General features: G+C 72.7%; 13 protein-coding genes. 6 read left to right on the plus strand and 7 right to left on the minus strand.

Annotated features, from left to right (window positions below; translation table 11 throughout):
* Complete coding sequence (locus DFJ69_RS05860) at positions 1-2,976, plus strand: poly(A) polymerase (RefSeq protein ID WP_116021530.1); 2,976 nt, start codon at positions 1-3, stop codon at positions 2,974-2,976.
* Between the two features lie 229 nt (positions 2,977-3,205).
* Here the strand turns inward: DFJ69_RS05860 and DFJ69_RS05865 are convergent, their stop codons facing one another.
* Positions 3,206-4,318, minus strand: coding sequence for a cytochrome P450 (locus DFJ69_RS05865; RefSeq protein WP_170177548.1), 1,113 nt, complete (start codon positions 4,316-4,318; stop codon positions 3,206-3,208).
* 276 nt (positions 4,319-4,594) lie between these two features.
* Here DFJ69_RS05865 and DFJ69_RS05870 point away from each other — a divergent pair, with 276 nt between their 5' ends.
* The 3 genes from DFJ69_RS05870 to DFJ69_RS05880 all read left to right on the plus strand — a co-directional run bounded on the left by DFJ69_RS05870 (position 4,595) and on the right by DFJ69_RS05880 (position 6,979).
* Entirely contained in the window at positions 4,595-5,344 is a 750-nt protein-coding gene (locus DFJ69_RS05870; protein WP_116021532.1) for a helix-turn-helix domain-containing protein, read from the plus strand.
* Positions 5,345-5,413: 69 nt separating this feature from the next.
* A complete protein-coding gene (locus tag DFJ69_RS05875) occupies positions 5,414-5,974 on the plus strand; it encodes a hypothetical protein (RefSeq protein ID WP_116021533.1) in 561 nt (186 codons plus the stop codon).
* Between the two features lie 156 nt (positions 5,975-6,130).
* Entirely contained in the window at positions 6,131-6,979 is an 849-nt protein-coding gene (locus tag DFJ69_RS05880; protein ID WP_170177549.1) for an SAM-dependent methyltransferase, read from the plus strand.
* Between the two features lie 18 nt (positions 6,980-6,997).
* Here the strand turns inward: DFJ69_RS05880 and DFJ69_RS05885 are convergent, their stop codons facing one another.
* The 4 genes from DFJ69_RS05885 to DFJ69_RS05900 all read right to left on the minus strand — a co-directional run bounded on the left by DFJ69_RS05885 (position 6,998) and on the right by DFJ69_RS05900 (position 11,819).
* Positions 6,998-8,224: an MAB_1171c family putative transporter gene (locus DFJ69_RS05885; protein WP_116021535.1), complete on the minus strand. Its 1,227-nt coding sequence runs from the start codon at positions 8,222-8,224 to the stop codon at positions 6,998-7,000.
* A gap of 119 nt (positions 8,225-8,343) precedes the next feature.
* Positions 8,344-9,906: a class I adenylate-forming enzyme family protein gene (locus DFJ69_RS05890; protein ID WP_116021536.1), complete on the minus strand. Its 1,563-nt coding sequence runs from the start codon at positions 9,904-9,906 to the stop codon at positions 8,344-8,346.
* Entirely contained in the window at positions 9,899-10,366 is a 468-nt protein-coding gene (locus DFJ69_RS05895) for a hotdog family protein (protein ID WP_116021537.1), read from the minus strand. Before DFJ69_RS05895 ends, DFJ69_RS05890 begins: the two co-directional genes overlap by 8 nt.
* On the minus strand, positions 10,347-11,819 hold the full coding sequence (locus DFJ69_RS05900; RefSeq protein ID WP_116021538.1) for an APC family permease: 1,473 nt from the start codon (positions 11,817-11,819) through the stop codon (positions 10,347-10,349). Before DFJ69_RS05900 ends, DFJ69_RS05895 begins: the two co-directional genes overlap by 20 nt.
* Positions 11,820-12,128: 309 nt before the next feature.
* On the opposite strand from DFJ69_RS05900, the gene DFJ69_RS05905 reads away from it, so the two are divergent.
* Both DFJ69_RS05905 and DFJ69_RS05910 read left to right on the plus strand, forming a co-directional pair.
* Entirely contained in the window at positions 12,129-13,403 is a 1,275-nt protein-coding gene (locus DFJ69_RS05905; RefSeq protein ID WP_116021539.1) for a hypothetical protein, read from the plus strand.
* A 90-nt stretch (positions 13,404-13,493) separates the two neighbouring features.
* Entirely contained in the window at positions 13,494-14,162 is a 669-nt protein-coding gene (locus DFJ69_RS05910) for a TetR/AcrR family transcriptional regulator (RefSeq protein ID WP_116021540.1), read from the plus strand.
* An 18-nt stretch (positions 14,163-14,180) separates the two neighbouring features.
* Here the strand turns inward: DFJ69_RS05910 and DFJ69_RS05915 are convergent, their stop codons facing one another.
* Positions 14,181-14,912, minus strand: coding sequence for a translation initiation factor IF-2 (locus DFJ69_RS05915; protein WP_147312216.1), 732 nt, complete (start codon positions 14,910-14,912; stop codon positions 14,181-14,183).
* A gap of 58 nt (positions 14,913-14,970) precedes the next feature.
* On the minus strand, positions 14,971-16,314 hold the full coding sequence (locus DFJ69_RS05920) for an alpha/beta fold hydrolase (protein WP_116021542.1): 1,344 nt from the start codon (positions 16,312-16,314) through the stop codon (positions 14,971-14,973).
* Positions 16,315-16,395: the final 81 nt, after the last annotated feature.

Below are 16,395 nucleotides of genomic sequence, written 5' to 3' on the forward strand. Positions count from 1 at the left end.
ATGCGGACCAGCGAGGAGATCTACCACCGCATCCGCTGGGATCCGCGTTTCGACCCGGCGCGGTTCGTGATGGGCGTCAACGTACGCGGGGCCGCCCCCAAGCGGGTGCCGCTGCCGTCGTTCGTGCCCGGCGGCGACATCCCCTGGCACCGCGTCCTGTTCTTCGAGGCGGACGGCGAGGTGGTGTGGGACCGGAAGGCGGGGCGGGACGACATCGACTCCTCGCGGGCCGGCCGTACACGGGAGCCCCGCAGGCTCGACGCCGGCGGCTTCACCGCCAGGGCCCCGTTCGTCTGGCGTCCCGTGGACGGATGGCGCGCCCAGGAAGGCGACCCCTCGGGCCGGCCCTCCGTGTCGCCGGGCGTACGGGTGCTGACCTGGAACACCCTGTGGGACCGCTACGACGCCGACCGGATCGACACCGCCCGGCGCAGACCGCTGCTGCTGGAGGCGCTCGAACGGGCCGACGCCGACGTGATCGCGCTGCAGGAGGTCGAGGCCGGTCTGCTCAGACCGCTGCTGCGGACCCCGTGGGTGCGCAAGTCCTACACGCTCGGCACCGACCCGTCCGGCCCCGACGTCGACGACACCGGGCTGCTGCTCCTCAGCCGGCTGCCGGTGCTGGAGGCGGGGGTGTGCGCGCTGGGCCCGCACAAGGCCGTCTCGGCGATCACGGTGAAGGCGGCGACGGGTCCGATCGTGGTGGCGGTCACCCATCTGACCAGCGACCACACCGAGAACGGGGCCGACCGTCGGGGGGACGAGTTCGGCCGGCTCGCCGGGCTGGTGGCGAGCGTGGACGGCGATGTGATCGTGCTCGGCGACTTCAACGACGGCGGCGACGCGCCCGCGCGGCTGCTGGGGATGCGGGACGCCTGGACCGAGGTCCGCGGGCCGGGCGACGACACCCCGACGTTCGATCCCGTGGCCAATCCGCTGGCGGCGGTGTCCTCCCTGTCCGGGCGCGCGTCGCGGCTGGACCGGGTGCTGCTGCGCGGCCCCGGCCTGAGAGTGTCGCGCGCGTCCCTGCTGGGGAACGCCCCCGCGACGCCGGAGGGGCTCCTCCCCTCGGACCACTACGGCGTCGTCGTGGACCTCGACCCCACCGTGAACGCGCCCGATCCCCTCGGGACCGCCCGAACGACCGCACGGACGGCCGTGGCGTGGATTCCGCCGGAGGGGCTGTGGCCGGCGATCCAGGAGATCCGCGAACGGCACGACCCCCAGATCCACCGATGGCCGCCCCACGTGAACGTGCTGTTCGGGTTCGTCCCGGAGGCGGACTTCGACGAGGCGCTCCCCCGGTTGTCACGGGCCGTCGCGAAGGTCGCCCCGTTCACGGCCGGGCTGAAGGGCGTGCAGGCCTTCCCGCACCGCGACGACTTCACGGTCTGGCTCGACCCGGCGGCCGACGACCCGAAACCATGGGCGGCGCTGCGCCAGGAGTTGGAGAAGGCGTTCCCCCAATGCCGCAGCCGCGCCGAGGGCTACACCCCGCACCTCACCCTGGGCCGCACCCGGAACGCCGACCCCCTCGTCACCGAGTGCGAGACCCGCCTCCGCGGCATGTCCGCGACCGTCGGCGAGTTGGTCGTCCTCTCCCGCCGAGGCACGGAACCCATGCGCCCCCGGGTGGCCATCACCCTGGGCACGGGCGAGATCCGCCCCCTTGACCACGAGCCCAACACCCCGGGGCCCCAAGCCCCCGAGGACGCCGGCGCCGTCGTGCGACAACTGGCGGAAGCCCTCCCGGAGGCCGTCCTCCATGTCGCGGGCTCCCGACGCATGGGCTGCGCCCTCCCCGACGCCGACCTCGACCTGGTGGCCGTCCTCCCCGACTCCCTCGCTCCCCCGAGCCCTGCGGGGGCCGAGCCCCAGGTGACGCAAGCCGGGGCACGGGCGGCGACACCGTCGAACGCGAACGAGCCCCGGCCTTCGAGCCCTCCGGGCACGACTACGGAACCGGCCGACATCCCGCGGCCGGGGGCTGAGGGGGCTGCGGCGGTTCTGGGGCCGGCGGAGGTCGAGGCGCGGGTGGGGTCGTTGCCGGGGGTGGTCGGGCTGCGGCGGGTGATCGGGGCTCGGGTGCCGGGTTTGCGGGCGCGGGTCGGGGGGCTGGACGTCGATCTGCTGGTCGTGGCGACCGGGGGCGTGTCGCCCGCCGAAGCGGTGGCGCGGCGTACCGAGTTGGGGGAGGGCGCCGCGGTCGCGTTGAGCGCGGTCAGTGACGCGGACGCGGTGTTGGACTTCGTCGGGGGCGGCCGGGAGGACTTCGTGTGGCTGGCCCGTGCGGTCAAGGCGTGGGCGAGGGCGCGGGGGCTGGACACCGCGCCGTTCGGGGGGCTGCCGGGGCTGGCGTGGGCGATCTTGGCGGCGCGGACGGTGCGTGAGGCCCCCGGGCTGCCGCCGGGTGAGCTGATGGCGCGTTTCTTCGCGGGCTGGGCGGCCTGGGATTGGCGGGAGCCCGTCGGTCTCGGGGGTGGCGGGGCGGCCGAGGCGGTGCCCGTACGGATCTGGACGCCCTCGGCCCCCGTACGGCTGTGCAGCGAGCAGGTCGGCGTGGGCATGCGGGACCTGCTGACCCAGGAGCTGTACCGGGCGTGGGAGATCACCGAGGGCGGCCGAAGTCGCTGGGCGGACCTGCTCGCCCCGCCGCCCCTCCACCGGAGGCACGCGGCGTGGGCGGTGGTGACCGTGCGGAGGGCGCGGTCCGAGGAGCTCGAGGTCACGGTCGGTCGCGTCCGGGGTCGCGTGCGGGCGCTGCTCACCGCGTTGGAGGACGCGGGGGCGGTGGAGGCGCACGCGTGGCCCCGGCCGTTCGACGTCGGGCCCGATCGGGTGCGCTTCGCCGTCGGGCTGGGGCGTACGCCTCCTGACGAGGCGACGGTCGTCGAGGCCGTCCGGCCGTGGGCGTCGGGAATGCGGGGCGTCGAGGTCGCGTGGGCCGAGTGCGGCGAGGTCCCGACGCTCCGCTGACCGCACGGAAAGGCCGGGAGACAGCGAGAGACCCGCCGGGTGCTCCCGGCGGGTCTCCCGCGTCAAGTGCGCCGATGTGCGGGTCGCCTCTCGGCGAAATGCACAACGCGGCTCCAGCCGAACGGTATTCCGCGAAGGCGTTAGATGAGGCCCGGGGACACCAGGCACATCGGCGACACCGTCTATAACCTACCTGGTCCCGGGATTGTTCCCGGCCATCTCCGGGTCTTCATCGATCCAGCGTCCAGCGGATCGGCAGGTGCTTGAGGCCGCAGATGATGCCGCTGCCCATCCACGAGGGCTCGCCGGCCAGGTCGACCGAGCGCAGGCGCGGGATCAGCTCCTCCAGCATCACCCGGATCTCCATGTGCGCCAGCCGGGCCCCCAGGCAGTAGTGCTCGCCGAAGCCCCAGCCGAGGTGCGGGTTGGGGTCGCGGTCGACGCGGAAGTCGAAGGGGTCCTCGAAGACCTCCTCGTCGCGGTTGGCCGAGGGGTAGAACAGCGCCAGCCGGTCGCCCGCCCGGATCTCCCGGCCGCCCAGCTCGCAGTCGGCGGTGGCCTTGCGGACGAAGTGGACGACCGGCGAGGTCCAGCGGACGATCTCGTCGGCGGCGGCGCCGCACAGCTCCGGTCGCTCGCGCAGCAGCGCGAGCTGCTCGGGGTGCCGGAGCAGGGCCAGCAGGCCGCCGCCCAGCGCGCTGCGGGTGGTGTCGTGGCCGGCGATCACGATGATCAGCAGGTAGAGCAGGGTGTCCAGGTCGGACAGCGGCTCGCCGTTCAGCCGGGCGTTGGCCAGCACGCCGACGAGGTCGTCGGTCGGGGCGGCGCGGCGGTCGGCGATCAACCGCCGGAGGTAGCCGGCGAACTCGGCGCGCGAGTCGCGGGCGAACTCGGTGTCGGCGATGCCCACGAACTCGTTGGTCAGCCGCAGCACCAGCCCCTCGTGCTCGCGGGACAGGCCGATGATCTCACTGATCATCCGGAGCGGGTGCCAGGCGGCCACGTCGGTGATGAAGTCCAGCCGCTCGGGGGCCTGGTCGAGCAGTTCCCGGGAGATCTCCCTGACCCGCTCCTCCAGGGCGCGCAGCACCTTGGGGCGGAAATACGGCAGGGCCAGATTGCGGTAGTCGCGGTGTTCCGGCGGATCGGTGCTGAGCAACGTCCGCGAGGCCCGCCCGGTCACCCCGGCGAACGACTCCTCGACCGGCCGGGCGTGCAAAGGGGCGAGCGTCACCCGGGTCCGTGAGCTGAACAGCGCCGGATCGGCGGAGACCGCCTTCACGTCGGCGTGCCGGGTGACCGCCCAGAAGGACGGATATCCGGGGGGATCGAACCACTGCACCGGCGATTCCCGACGCAACCGTGTCCACAGGTCATGCGGCTGTCCGAAAAGGCCATAACGAGCGGGATCGACCAGATCGAGGGGGTCCACCGGCGACTCGTCCATCCCGTCAGGTTTACTGAACTTGACCCATCTGAGCAAGGGCTCCGTATCGGTGAGGTTCCCCATAAGCGACCAACCCGTCACTTGAGAGGACGGGACGAGTGAGAACCTCTACAGTGGGCGGGACGATTCGTATCGGGACGATTACGGCGAAGGCGGGGTCGGAGCGACGTGATGGCTGAGAGTCGACGACGGTCGTTCGCCGCCATCCTCGACGAACTGTGCCTGCGACCCGCCGGACGACCCGACCCGTTCACCAACACGGAGCTGGCCCGGGTCGTCAACGCGCTCGGCGGGGACATCACCGACGGCTACATTTCGCATCTGCGCAAGGGCCACCGCGACAATCCCACCCTGCAGACCGTGCAGGACCTGGCCGCCGCCCTCGGGGTGAGCCCGGCCGTGTTCGTGGGCGGACGCCGGGCCCGGCTGGACGAGGAGGACCCCCGGCGGTCGTTCTCGGCCAAGCTGCGGCATCTGTTCACCGCGATCTACCCGCCCGAGCGCGGGCCGTACACCCCCGAGGACGTCGCCGCCGCCGTCAACGCCGACGGCCGGTACGGCACGATCTCCGCCAGCCACATCCGGGACCTGCTCAACCCGGGCCCGGGCTCGCTGCCCAACCCCCGGCTGCGGCACATCATGGGGCTGGCCGACCACTTCGGGCTCGCCGACGACCACGGGCCGCAGGCGGCGTACTTCCTCGACGACCGGCTCGCCGCCACCGTGGACGCCGAGCTGGCCGACCTGATGGCGCTGCGGGACGCCGGCGTGGTCGAGTTCGTCACGCGCGTGGCCGCGCACGCGCCCGCCTGGAGCCCGCAACTGCGCCGGCAGGCGGTCCGGGCGATCACCCAGGCCATGGAGTCCGGGGACGCCAGATGGGTCTTCCCGCTCAAGGGCGAGCGGCTCTCCACGGAGTAGCACGCGAGACGGAGTAGGAGGCGATGGCATGCCCAACGCGGCTGATCGCCGTACGACGGGGGCGGGGACATGGGCGGGCTGAGCCGTCAGCAGCGTCGCGCGCTCTGCGACCAGGTGGTGCGACGGCTCGATCTGCCCCCGTCGGCGACCTACCGGGACGCCTGCCGGCGGACCGGCGAGCTGATGGGCGAGCTGCTCGGCGCGCAGGTGGAGCTGCGCTTCATCGCCCTGCACAACACCCCGTTCAGCGGGGCGACGGTACGCCGGGCGGACGGGACGTACGTGGTGTTCTGCGCCCGGTCCCGGTCCTGGTACCACCGGCTGGGGATCCTGCTGCACGAGTTGGCGCACGTTCTGCTGGGGCACCAGCCGGCGTCGCTGTCCGACCGCGCCGGGATGAGTCGGCTCACCCCGCACATGCCGGGCAAGATGGCCCGCATCCTGGCCGGGCGCACCAGCCATGTGGGGGACGACGAGCAGCAGGCGGAGGAGCTGGCCGACCAGTTGCTGGAGCGGCTGACGGAGCGGCGCGGGCGGGGGCCCGAGCAGCCCGCGGCGGAGGTCGCGCCGCATGTGAAACGGATCGCCGAGGGACTGGCGCACTATCCGTCCAAGATCCCTCGTGAGTGAGATTCTCAAGGTCTCATACTCGTATGGAATTTTTCCGGCCAATAGCGCATATCAGTTGAAGTCCTGACACACCGGAACTACGCTGCTGCCTCAATGAATCTACTGCCGTCCGACCACCGGCGCTTTCCGCCCAACGCAGTACGGGGACCGTGTGACATGGCGCCACCCGCCGTCCGGCGCGACCGGGCCCGCCTTTCCGGGGGCGCACCGGAGTTCGACCTGTCCCGGCCCAATGCCGCCCGGATCTGCAACGTTCTCCTGGACGGCAAGGACAACTTCGAGTCCGACCGGTCGGCCGCCCACGACCTCCTGCACTGGGCGCCCGAGATGCGCGCACTCGCCAAGGCGGGCCGCGATTTCCTGGGGCGCGCCGTCCGGCATCTGACCGACGGGCCGGAGATCGGCCAGTTCCTCGATCTCGGCACCGGAATGCCCATCCACTGCAACGTCCACGACATGGCCGCGCAGTCCCACCCGTCCCCCCGCGTCGTCTACGTCGACAACGACACGGTGGCCGTCACGCACGCACGGGCGCTGCTGGACAACGGCACCACCACCGTGGCGATCGAGGGCGACCTGCGCGACCCGACCCGGATCCTCGAGGACCCCCAGGTCGCCGCCATCCTGGACTTCGAGCGGCCGGTCGCGGTGCTGATGACGTCGGTGCTGCACTTCGTGGCGGACGCCGACCGGCCGGGCGAGAGCGTCCGGACCTTCCTGGAGGCGCTGGCCCCGGGCAGCGCGCTCGTCATCAGCCACGCCTGCCGCGACCACGCCGCCCCGGAGGCCCTGGCCGGCGTGGAGGCGGTCTACGAGGCCACGACCACCCCGTTGACCGCCCGCACCCGCGACGAGATCGCCGCGCTCTTCGACGGCTGGGAGCTCGGCCCTCGGGGCCCGGTCGACATCGCCTATTGGCCGCTGTCCACCGAGCGACGGCCGCGCCCCGCGATGACCCTGTACGGCGGGGTCGCGCATCTCCGGCCCTGGGCCGCCCGGTCGTGAGGCGGCGGGTCACCGCGCCTAGAGCGAGACCGCGGTGTTGTCCGTGCCGTGGGTCCGCGCGACGGCGTGGTCGACGACCGGCGAGCGCTTGAACGCCCGGGCGACCTGGCACCACCACGCCATCTCCAGATCGATGTCGTTGCCGTCGCGTTCGTCGGCCGAGCGCTCGGACGGGGCCTCGGTGCCGCGCGCGCCCGCCCGCCTGGCCGCCATGGCCGCCTTGAGCTGGGCCGCCTCGATCAGCGTGGCCAGCTCCTCCTCGGGGACGCCCCGTTCGCGGGCCACGGCACGGACCGCGTCCTCGACGGCGGGGTCGAAGAGCGGCGCCAGCGCCCACCGCCAGTCGCTCAGCTCGATGATGGCGCGGCGGATCCGGTGCTGCAGATCCAGGCGACGCCCCCGGGCCACGAAGATCACCGACGGGTCGACGTCGGTCAGCGCACGGTGCAGCGACCGCAGCGTCAGGAAGCCCGTCCACCGGCGCACCCCCCTCCGCACCCCGAGCCAGCGCGGCCCGTACACGGGGACGACCATGGCCGCCACCAGGAAGAAGCAGCCGAACGGGGCCCCGATCAGCGAGGCGCCCGCCCCCACCGGGTTGAGCGCGTCGGTGCCGAACCAGTTCGCGGCCAGGGTCACCAGCCGGATCAGCGAGTAGACGGCCAGCACCACCCCGAACCCGGCGTACAGCCGCAAGCCCCGGCGCAGGTACGGCAGCCCCGCGTAGTCGGGGTGGCGGGCCCACACGAAGCACCAGCGGGCCAGGACCGCCGAACCCACCAGCGTCGAGGAGTAGTAGATCGCGTACATGATCGCGACGGTGGGCTGCCTGGCGTAGAAGTACGGGAAGTCGACCGTGCGTTCCGTCGGCACCGTGGACAGCGCGAACAGCAGGCTGATCACGACGACCAGCAGCGAGTAGGTCGCCAGCACCCAGCGCAGCCGGGCCCAGGCCAACGCGGTCGAGTAGCGCCACAACAGGGCCAGGCACAGGAACGCGGCCGCCAGTCCGGACAGGCAGATGGCCGCCACCAGCTCGGCCACGTTGACGATGCCGGCCATCCGGTTGATCCGGGCCGCCGCGGCCGGGGACGCCGACCACAGCGTCATGCAGAAGAAGAAGACCGTGGCGCACAGCGCCCACAGCCGGGCGTTCCCCCACTGAGAACGCAGATGGCGCAATTTATAGACGAAGACCCCGGTGAGGATGGCGGCGCAGAACGGAAAGGCCAGGTTCCTGATCATCGTCCCTCCGACCGCTGCCGGGACCGCCACCGGCGGCGCCGGCGGTAGTCACGATTCACGATTCGGCGGGGTTGCGCCAGTGATATGACAATCTCGTCGGTTTCGGGTTGGAATGCCTGTCAGCGCCGCACACCCGGCTCCGCCCTCAGTCGCGTCTTGTCGACTTTACCGGTCGACAAAAGCGGCAACTCGTCCACGATCTCGATCCGCTTGGGGATCTTGTGGCCGGCCAGGCGTTCCCGGCAGTGCGCGGCCAGGCTCCCCGGGTCCTCCCCGGCCCCCGGGCGGAGCATCACGAAGGCGGCCCCGACCTCGTGATAGACCGCGTCGGGCACCGCGACGACGGCCGCCGCCACGACCTGCGGATGCGCCTCCAGCACCAGCTCGACCTCGCGCGGATAGACGTTGTAGCCGCCGGACTTGAACATCTCCTTGAGCCGGCCGACCAGGGTGAGGTTCCCGTCGGGGCGTTCCACCGCGAGGTCCCCGGTGCGCAGGAACCCGTCCTCGGTGAACGCCTCCGCGGTCGCCTCCTCCAGTCCGAGGTAGCCGCTCATCAGGCACGGGTTGCGGACCTGGATCTCGCCCGGCGTGCCCGGGGGCGCCGCCGCGCCGTGCTCGTCCACCAGCCGCAGCTCCAGTCGGGGGTCCGGCCGCCCGATCGTGGTCGCCAGCGTCTCGTCGTCGGCGTCCGGATCGTTGTAGGCGACGGCCACGCAGCTCTCGGTCAGCCCGTACACGGTGGTGAGCGCGGCGCCGGTGGCGCGCAGGCGGGGCACCAGGTCGCGGGGCATGGGGGCGCCGCCCCAGCCGATCATCACCAGCGACGACAGGTCGGCGGCGGCGAACTCCGGCCGGGCCATCACGAGTTGGAACATCGTGGGGATCTGGCCCCACAGCGTGACGCGGGCTCGTTCGATGACGGCGGGGATCGCGGCCGGGTCGAAGTCCTCCATGAAGCAGGCCGCGCCGCCCATCGCCAGCGGCACCGATACCAGGTCCATGACGCCGCCGACATGGCTGACCGGCAGGTTCGCCAGCGCCACGGCGTTCGGGTGGTACTGCCGGGCGGCTTGGAGGAGACAGCCCTCGGCGAACGCCCGGTGGCCGATGACCGCGCCCTTGGGCCGCCCGGTCGTGCCCGAGGTGTAGACGATCAGCCCGGGCCCGTCGGCCGGCCCCGGATCGGGGGCCCGGTCCTGCGGGGACGGCTCCCGGGTGAGGAACTCCTCGAACGGCACCGCTCCGGGGATCGAGCCCGTCAGCGCGACCGTCTCCCGTACGGACGGGGCCGCCTCGGCCAGGGCTCCGACGTCGTCGGCGTACGAGCGGCCGTCGTGCTCGGCGAGCGCGATCAGCAGGACGGGGGCGCTGTCGGTCACCACGTGCAGCAGTTCGGGCCGCGTGTAGCGGGGGTTGAGGCCCACCCACACCGCGCCGATCCGCGACAGCGCGAGGAAGATCGTGAGGAACTCCGGCCGGGGGGTGGTGAGCACGGCGACCCGGTCACCGGCCCGTACGCCGGAGGCGGTCAGCGCCTCGGCGCAGCGCGCCACGTCGGCGGCGCCCCGCCGGTAGTCGCGGCGCGTCCCGCCCAGGTCGTCCAAGAGCGCGTCGGGGCGGCGCTCGGCCCAGTGCGCCAGGAAGTCGGCGACCCTCTCGGCCTTGGGCAGCTCAGGCATCGTCGGTCTCCGGGTCGATGAAGAGGGTGATCCAGTCGGCGACCATCGCCGGCTCGTCCGCACCCTCGACGTGGAGGACGTTGCGGGTCAGCACGCGCATCCTGCCGGGCGACTTCTCGTGGGCCTCGATCAGCTCCACGCGCAGGCGGACCCGGTCCCCCGCCAGCACGGGCCGCAGGAAGCGCACCCGGTCGAGGCCGTAGTTGAGGCCGTACGCACCGCCGAGGTCGAGGTCCAGGTGACGTTTGTGGAGGGCCACCAGCATCGACAGCAGCAGGAATCCGGAGATGAGCCGCTCACCATAAGGATCTCCATTGGACGACGTACGCCCCAGGAAGTCCTCCCGATAGAACGTGGCTTCACCGAACGCCTTCTCGTCGTCGACGGTCAACTCCACCCAGTCCGAGCACATCAGCTCCTCGCCGACGTGGTCGGGCAGGTCAGCCGGCGTGTACGTCATCGGTGTCCTCCTCCCGGGTCGCGGCCTCGACGGACGTCGGATGGCCGATGCGCGCGTACCGCTCCGGGTCGGTGCCGCGCAGTCGGTACGCGTACAGCGCGGCGGCCGCGGCCAACGCGATGACGACGTACGGCAGCGCGAGGATCGGCAGCGCGTCGCTGTGCGCCAGCGTGGCGAAGTTGGCCAGCAGCAGGACGGCGCCCGCGAGCAGCCCGACGCAGCCCGCCAGCGGCGCGACCAGCGTCTTGAGCACCGTTCCGGACCGGTCACGGCGGAAGTACCGCACGATGGCGATCGAGGCGAACGCCTGCAGCAGCACGATGCCCAGGGTCGACAGCCCGCTCATGATCGTGACGAGGTTGGTGTACGGGTCCAGCCCGGCGACCGCGAAGATCGCCACCACCAGCGCGGTGAAGGCCGTCTGCGCCAGGCTCGCGGTGTGCGGCGAGCGGTGCCGCGGGTGCACGCGGCCGAGGCGCGCCGGGGCCAGCTCGTCACGGGCCAGCGAGAACAGGTAGCGCCCGGACGCGTTGTGCGACGACACCAGCGCGGCGTAGATGCTGGTGATGACCAGCAGCCCGAACACCGCCCGGACCCCCGCGCCGAGCAGGTCCTCGGTCAGGTTGAAGAACAGGTCGCCCTCCTGGGTCTTGGCGGCCTGCCGCGCCTCGTCCGCGCCGATCGCCCCGACGGTGAGCCAACTGGTCAGCGTGTAGAACAGGCCGATCACCAGCACGGCGGCGTAGGTGGCGCGGGGAACGGCGCGCTTGGGGTCCTTGGTCTCCTCGGCGTAGAGCGCGGCCGACTCGTACCCGGCGAACGACCCGAAGGCGAACATGAACGCGACGCCGGGGGCGCCCGCCAGCACGGTCCCGGGGTCGAACGAGGCGGCCACGAAGGCGTCCGTGCCCCGCTCGGCGAGCACCGCGACGTCGAAGACCAGCAGCACCACGACCTCGCAGGTCATCAGCACCGCCAGCAGTCTGGCCGACAGGTCCACGTTCCGGTAGCCGAGCACGCCCATGATCACGATGGCCACGGCGCTGTAGGCCCACCAGGGGCCGGGGGCCTCCGCGCCGTCGGTGAGGAAGTAGCCGATGCCCCCGGCCAGCGCCGCCACCAGGGCGTTGTAGCCGACGAGCGCGAACACGGCCCCGGCCGCCGCGACCGGGCGGCCCAGCCCGCGGGCGATGTAGGCGTAGAAGCCGCCCCGGTCGGTGATCCTGCGGGCCATCGCCGCGTAACCGACCGAGAACAGGATCAGCGTCACGGTCGCCACCAGATAGGTCCCCGGAACACCCGCGCCGTTCCCGGATCCCATGGACAGCGGGACGGTCCCGGCCATCGCCACCAGCGGCGCGGCGGCCGCCACCACCAGGAACACGATCTTGGGCGTGCCCAGCGTCCGGCCGAGCCCCTCCGCCGTGCCGGACCTCTCCGCTTCCACCGTCATCCGCACCCCTCGCGCTGATCCGAATATCTCTCAGATCAGACACGCCACCGGGACCTCTGGCAACCCATATGGATCACCAGTGAGCAAATCGTTTCCAAACGGGACCGGTCCACCATTTCAGCACATAGGCCCGGATCTCGGTCACGTTCCCGAGCCCTTCCCGACGATCGGCCCTGGTGACGGAGAAGTGCCCCAGAATTCGGGACGGCCGCAATCCAATACTCTCCGCTTTTATCACGGCCGAAAATGGATCGCCTCGGGGTGTTCCCGTGCGTCCGTCCCGGGACCGGGCGGCGGTAGCGTGCGGGCATGGCGAAAGATCGGGATCTGCCTGGACAGGTCGGGGTGGCGGCGGGGATGGGAGCGCTGGCCGGGGCGGCGCTGACCGGGCATCGGGGCCGGCGGGCGGGGCTGACGGGCGCGGCCGCCGGGGCGGCGCTGCTCGGGGCGGTCGAGGCGGCGGCGCGGGTGCGGCAGCGGCCCGGGGAGATCCCGGCGCTGTGGTCGCGGATCCTCTCCAGCGCCGCCGTGGCCGCTCCGGTCGGGTGGCTGGCGGGACGGATCCCGGGCTCCGGGCCGCTCTCGGTGGGGGTGGCCACCGGGACGGTCGCCGGGGCGCTGGGCGTCCGGCCGCAGAAGGTCGCGCTGGGCCCCGTGGTGGGCGCGGCGGTGGGCGGCGGGCTGTCCGCCCGCCGGGGGCCGGTGCCCGCGTCGGTGGTGGCGGCGTCCACCGTGCTGGCGTTCCGGGTGCTGTCGGCGGCGATCTTCCGGGACGAGCAGGTGAGCCTGCTGGCCGAGGAGGTGCCGGCGGAGGAGCTGCCGTTCGTGGTGCCGCTGGAGGCGCGTTCCCGGTATGTGGGCACCGACTACGTCCGTGAGCTGGCGCGGGTGATCGGCGGCGCCTACACGGCGGACGCCCGGGACGTCGGCATCGTGTCCTCGCTGGACGAGCTGGCGGGGCCGGAGTTCGATCCGGCCGGCGTCGATCCGCTGGTGCGCGAGTTCTACGAGCACACGACGCGGTTCGCGCTCGACATCGTGCCCGCGTGGCGGCGCTGGGTGCGGCCGGGCTATCTGCTGTACCGAACGCTGCTGGCGCGTCCGCTCGGCCAGGCGAACGTCCCGACCAACCAGCGGGAGACGCAGCGCGGCGTCCGCAGTCGCATCGACACGATCACGCCGGACGGTACGGACGTCGTCGCCGTCCGGGGGTGGATCCGTTCGTTCACCGACACCGACGAGCCGATCTACGTGGGCGTCTACACCACCTACCGGCATGAGGGGCGCGGGTACGTGAGCGTCGGGTTCCCCGTCCCCAGCGCGAGCTTCACGGCGACGCTGGTGCCGCGCGACCGGGCGGGCGGCGGGCTGACGCTGAGCAGCCGCAGCGACCTGGCGCACGCCGGTCACTACCTGGCCTACATCGACCCCGACACCAGGGACCTCACCGCGCTGGCCGTCCACGGGTTCGCCGAGGAGCTGGACGTGTACACGGCGGACGGGGAGTTGCGGGCCGAGCACGCGTTCCAGTTGTTCGGCATCCCGTTCCTCGTCCTGCATTACCGGATCCGGCGCAAGTCGTAGCATCCGGGTGCTCGGACCGAAGGTCGGCCTCGAGGGCGGGTCGCTCACCGAGAGGGAGCCCGAACGAAGGGTCGCTACCCTTCATTCGTGATGACGGCAGGCGAGCACGAGGCCACGGGCGGCAGGCCCCGGCGGGTCACCAGGCGGCGTGCGGAGACCCGCCGACGGCTGCTGGACGCCGCCCTGGACGTGTTCGCCGAGCGGGGCCTGCGCGGGGCGAGCATCGAGGAGGTGTGCGACCGCGCGGGCTACACGCGCGGCGCGTTCTACTCCAACTTCCGCACCATGGACGAGCTGCTGTTGGCCGTGTCGGAGGACTACTCCCACCAGATCCTCGAAAAGCTGCGGACCACCCTGCTCGACCTGCCGGACGGGCTCCCGGAGGGCTTCGACGTCGTGGACGTCGCCATCGACATGGTGCTGGCGGTGATGCCCGACGACCGCAGGTGGTGGCTGGTGGAGACCGAGCTGGTGCTGCACGCGGCGCGGAATCCGGAGGCCGCCGAGGCGGTGCGGGGGCAGCGGGAGCGGTTCGCCGCCGAGTTCACCGCGCTGGTCGCCTGGGCGGTCGAACGGGTCGGCCGGGAGTTCACCTCCTCGCCGGAGGACCTGGTCAGGGTCATCCACGCGCTGCACGACGGGTCGTTGGCCCAGCGCCACCTGGAGCCGGACGCCGTCCCGCCCGGCCACCTCGAACGGCTCGCCCTGCCGGCCCTGCTCCGCGCCTTCTCCCGCCCGGCCGGCCGCCCGGGCGACTGAGCCCCGGCCGACCCGGGGTCAGTGCGAGCGGAGGGCCGCGTCCACCCGGCAGCCGGCCCCACCGGGCGTCCGCCGAGGCCGGGCCGGGCTCCACACCCGGGTCGACCCGGGCGCCACCCGCGCCAGCAGGCAGTCGAGGGACGTCCCCGAGCCGGTCTGGAGGGAGACCCCGACGATCTCCCCCTCCGCCGCGATCTCGGCGCGGATCTGCGGCTTCAACCTCAGCGCCTTCACCGCGCGCCGCACCCTGGCCATGTCGACGGCGTCGCCCCGGGGCACCTTCGGCAACGCCCGGCGCAGCCGTTCGTACACGGGGGGCGGGATCTCCGGCCGTCGCGGCCAGGCCCCGAACGCCAGGGCCGGGCCCTCCGGACAGGGCACCCCCGCCGGGCCCGACGCGGCCCCCGCACGGTCGCGGAACCGCAGCTCGAAGCAGCGCCGCACCGTGACCGCCTGGCCGCTCATCCAGCCGGTCGGCGCGGCGCCGGGCACCCGGATGACCAGCGTGACGCCGTTCCGGTCGAGCCTCGACCCGCCGGCCCGCATGACCTCGACACCCTCCAGCTCGTCGGCCGCGCGCCCGAGGTCGCCGGCGGCGGTCAGACCCCGGGCGCCGAGCGCGTCGCGGACCCGTTCGGCCTGGTCCAGGGCGTCGTCGGCCGCCCGGTCCTGCGGGGACTCGGCGAGGAGGGCGCAGCCCGCCATCAGGCCCGCCACCGCCAGCACCGTCCCGACAATCGTCCGACGCATGCCCCCACCATGCCAGAGATCCCCGCGTGCCCTCCCGTCGTCGCCCGGCGTCCGCGCGTCAGTGCACGTGGTCGTTGAAGTTGACGGTCACGGTGTGCGTCGCCGAGGACCAGTCCGGGACGACGAGCCGGACCGGCGTCCCGCCGCCGCGCTGGGTCGTGGTCAGGGTGACGCTCCCCGCCGGCGGCTCCGTCGCGGGGACGTGCAGGTCCACGGCGGTCATGAACGGCAGGAACGGGTACAGCCCGAACGTCCGGCCCGGGTTGGAACGACGGTCGGCGAACCGGTCGAAGGCGAACAGCGCGATGGCCCGCTTGCCGCGCGGGGCGGTGCCCGCGTTCACCACCGCGCGGCCGTTGACGGTCAGGGTGTCGCCGGCCGCGCCCTGGTCGCCCCACCACTCCTTGTTGCGGTACAGCAGCAGCGCCGCGTGGCCGGGCGCGCGGTGGATCAGCCGGTCCACGCCCTTGCCCGGGTCGGAGCTGATCAGCCGCACGCCCAGGTCGGTGCGCAGGAACGGCTCGAAGTACAGATGGTGCCGCTGGTCGGTGTCGGAACGGGTGAGCTGGAACTCGTAGTGGGCGCTCCCCCGACCCCGGAACGGGCCGAACGAGCCGTCCTCGGTCACCCGGGACGTGTACAGGGGCTGGGGCGTCGTCCGCCGCCCGGTCGCCGGGTCCACCTCGAACACGTCCACCACCGCGTCCCCGGGGCCGCCGTTGCTCGGGAAGCGCACGGCCCGACCGGCCAACGTGATCTCCCCCTGCTCGGGAACGACCTCGGTGGTGACCGGCGCCGCCCCGGTGAAGAACCGGTACATCGCGGCGAACGAGGCGGGCGAGGACGCGTTCTCCACATGGGACTCGTTCGGCATGTGCACGTTGGTCGCACCGGGGATGGAGTCGTTCTGCCCGCCCTCCGCCCACAGCGCCAGGGTCGGCACGCCGCCCGGGAGCGCGGTGGCGGTGGAGCCGTCGATGTTCACGTAGTGGGCGACGCCGGCGGCCCGCTCCGGCGAGCTGTTGAGGTACTCCTGAGAGATCGACGTGCCCAGCGAGTGCCCCACCAACTCGACCTTGTCGGCGCCCGTGGCGGCCCTGAGCCGGGCGATGCGTCGTTCGAGCGACGCCAGCACCTCGGCGCGGGTGTTGGACAGGAAGAGGGTGTCGTACTCCACGTACTCGACGTGGGTCGCCGGGTAGCCGTTGGACGCGAACCGCTTGGCCTGGGTCGCGAACTGGCTGCCCGAGCCGAAGAACCCGTGCACGAAGACGATCGGCCGCAGCGCGCTCCGCGCCGCCCATGAGACGCCGGGGACGAGCGCGGACACCATGACCATCGCGACGACCGTCGCGACCAGCGGTACGAGCACCTCGTGGAGAGTTCGCCTGGCGTGTCGCATCAGGGCTCCTTATGCCTTTGGGGGTGGCCTGATGTTTGTACGCCGCCCGTGCCCCTCGCCGCCTCCGGACGATCGACGAAG

Source organism: Thermomonospora umbrina, from assembly GCF_003386555.1.
GTDB classification, from domain to species: Bacteria; Actinomycetota; Actinomycetes; order Streptosporangiales; family Streptosporangiaceae; genus Thermomonospora; species Thermomonospora umbrina.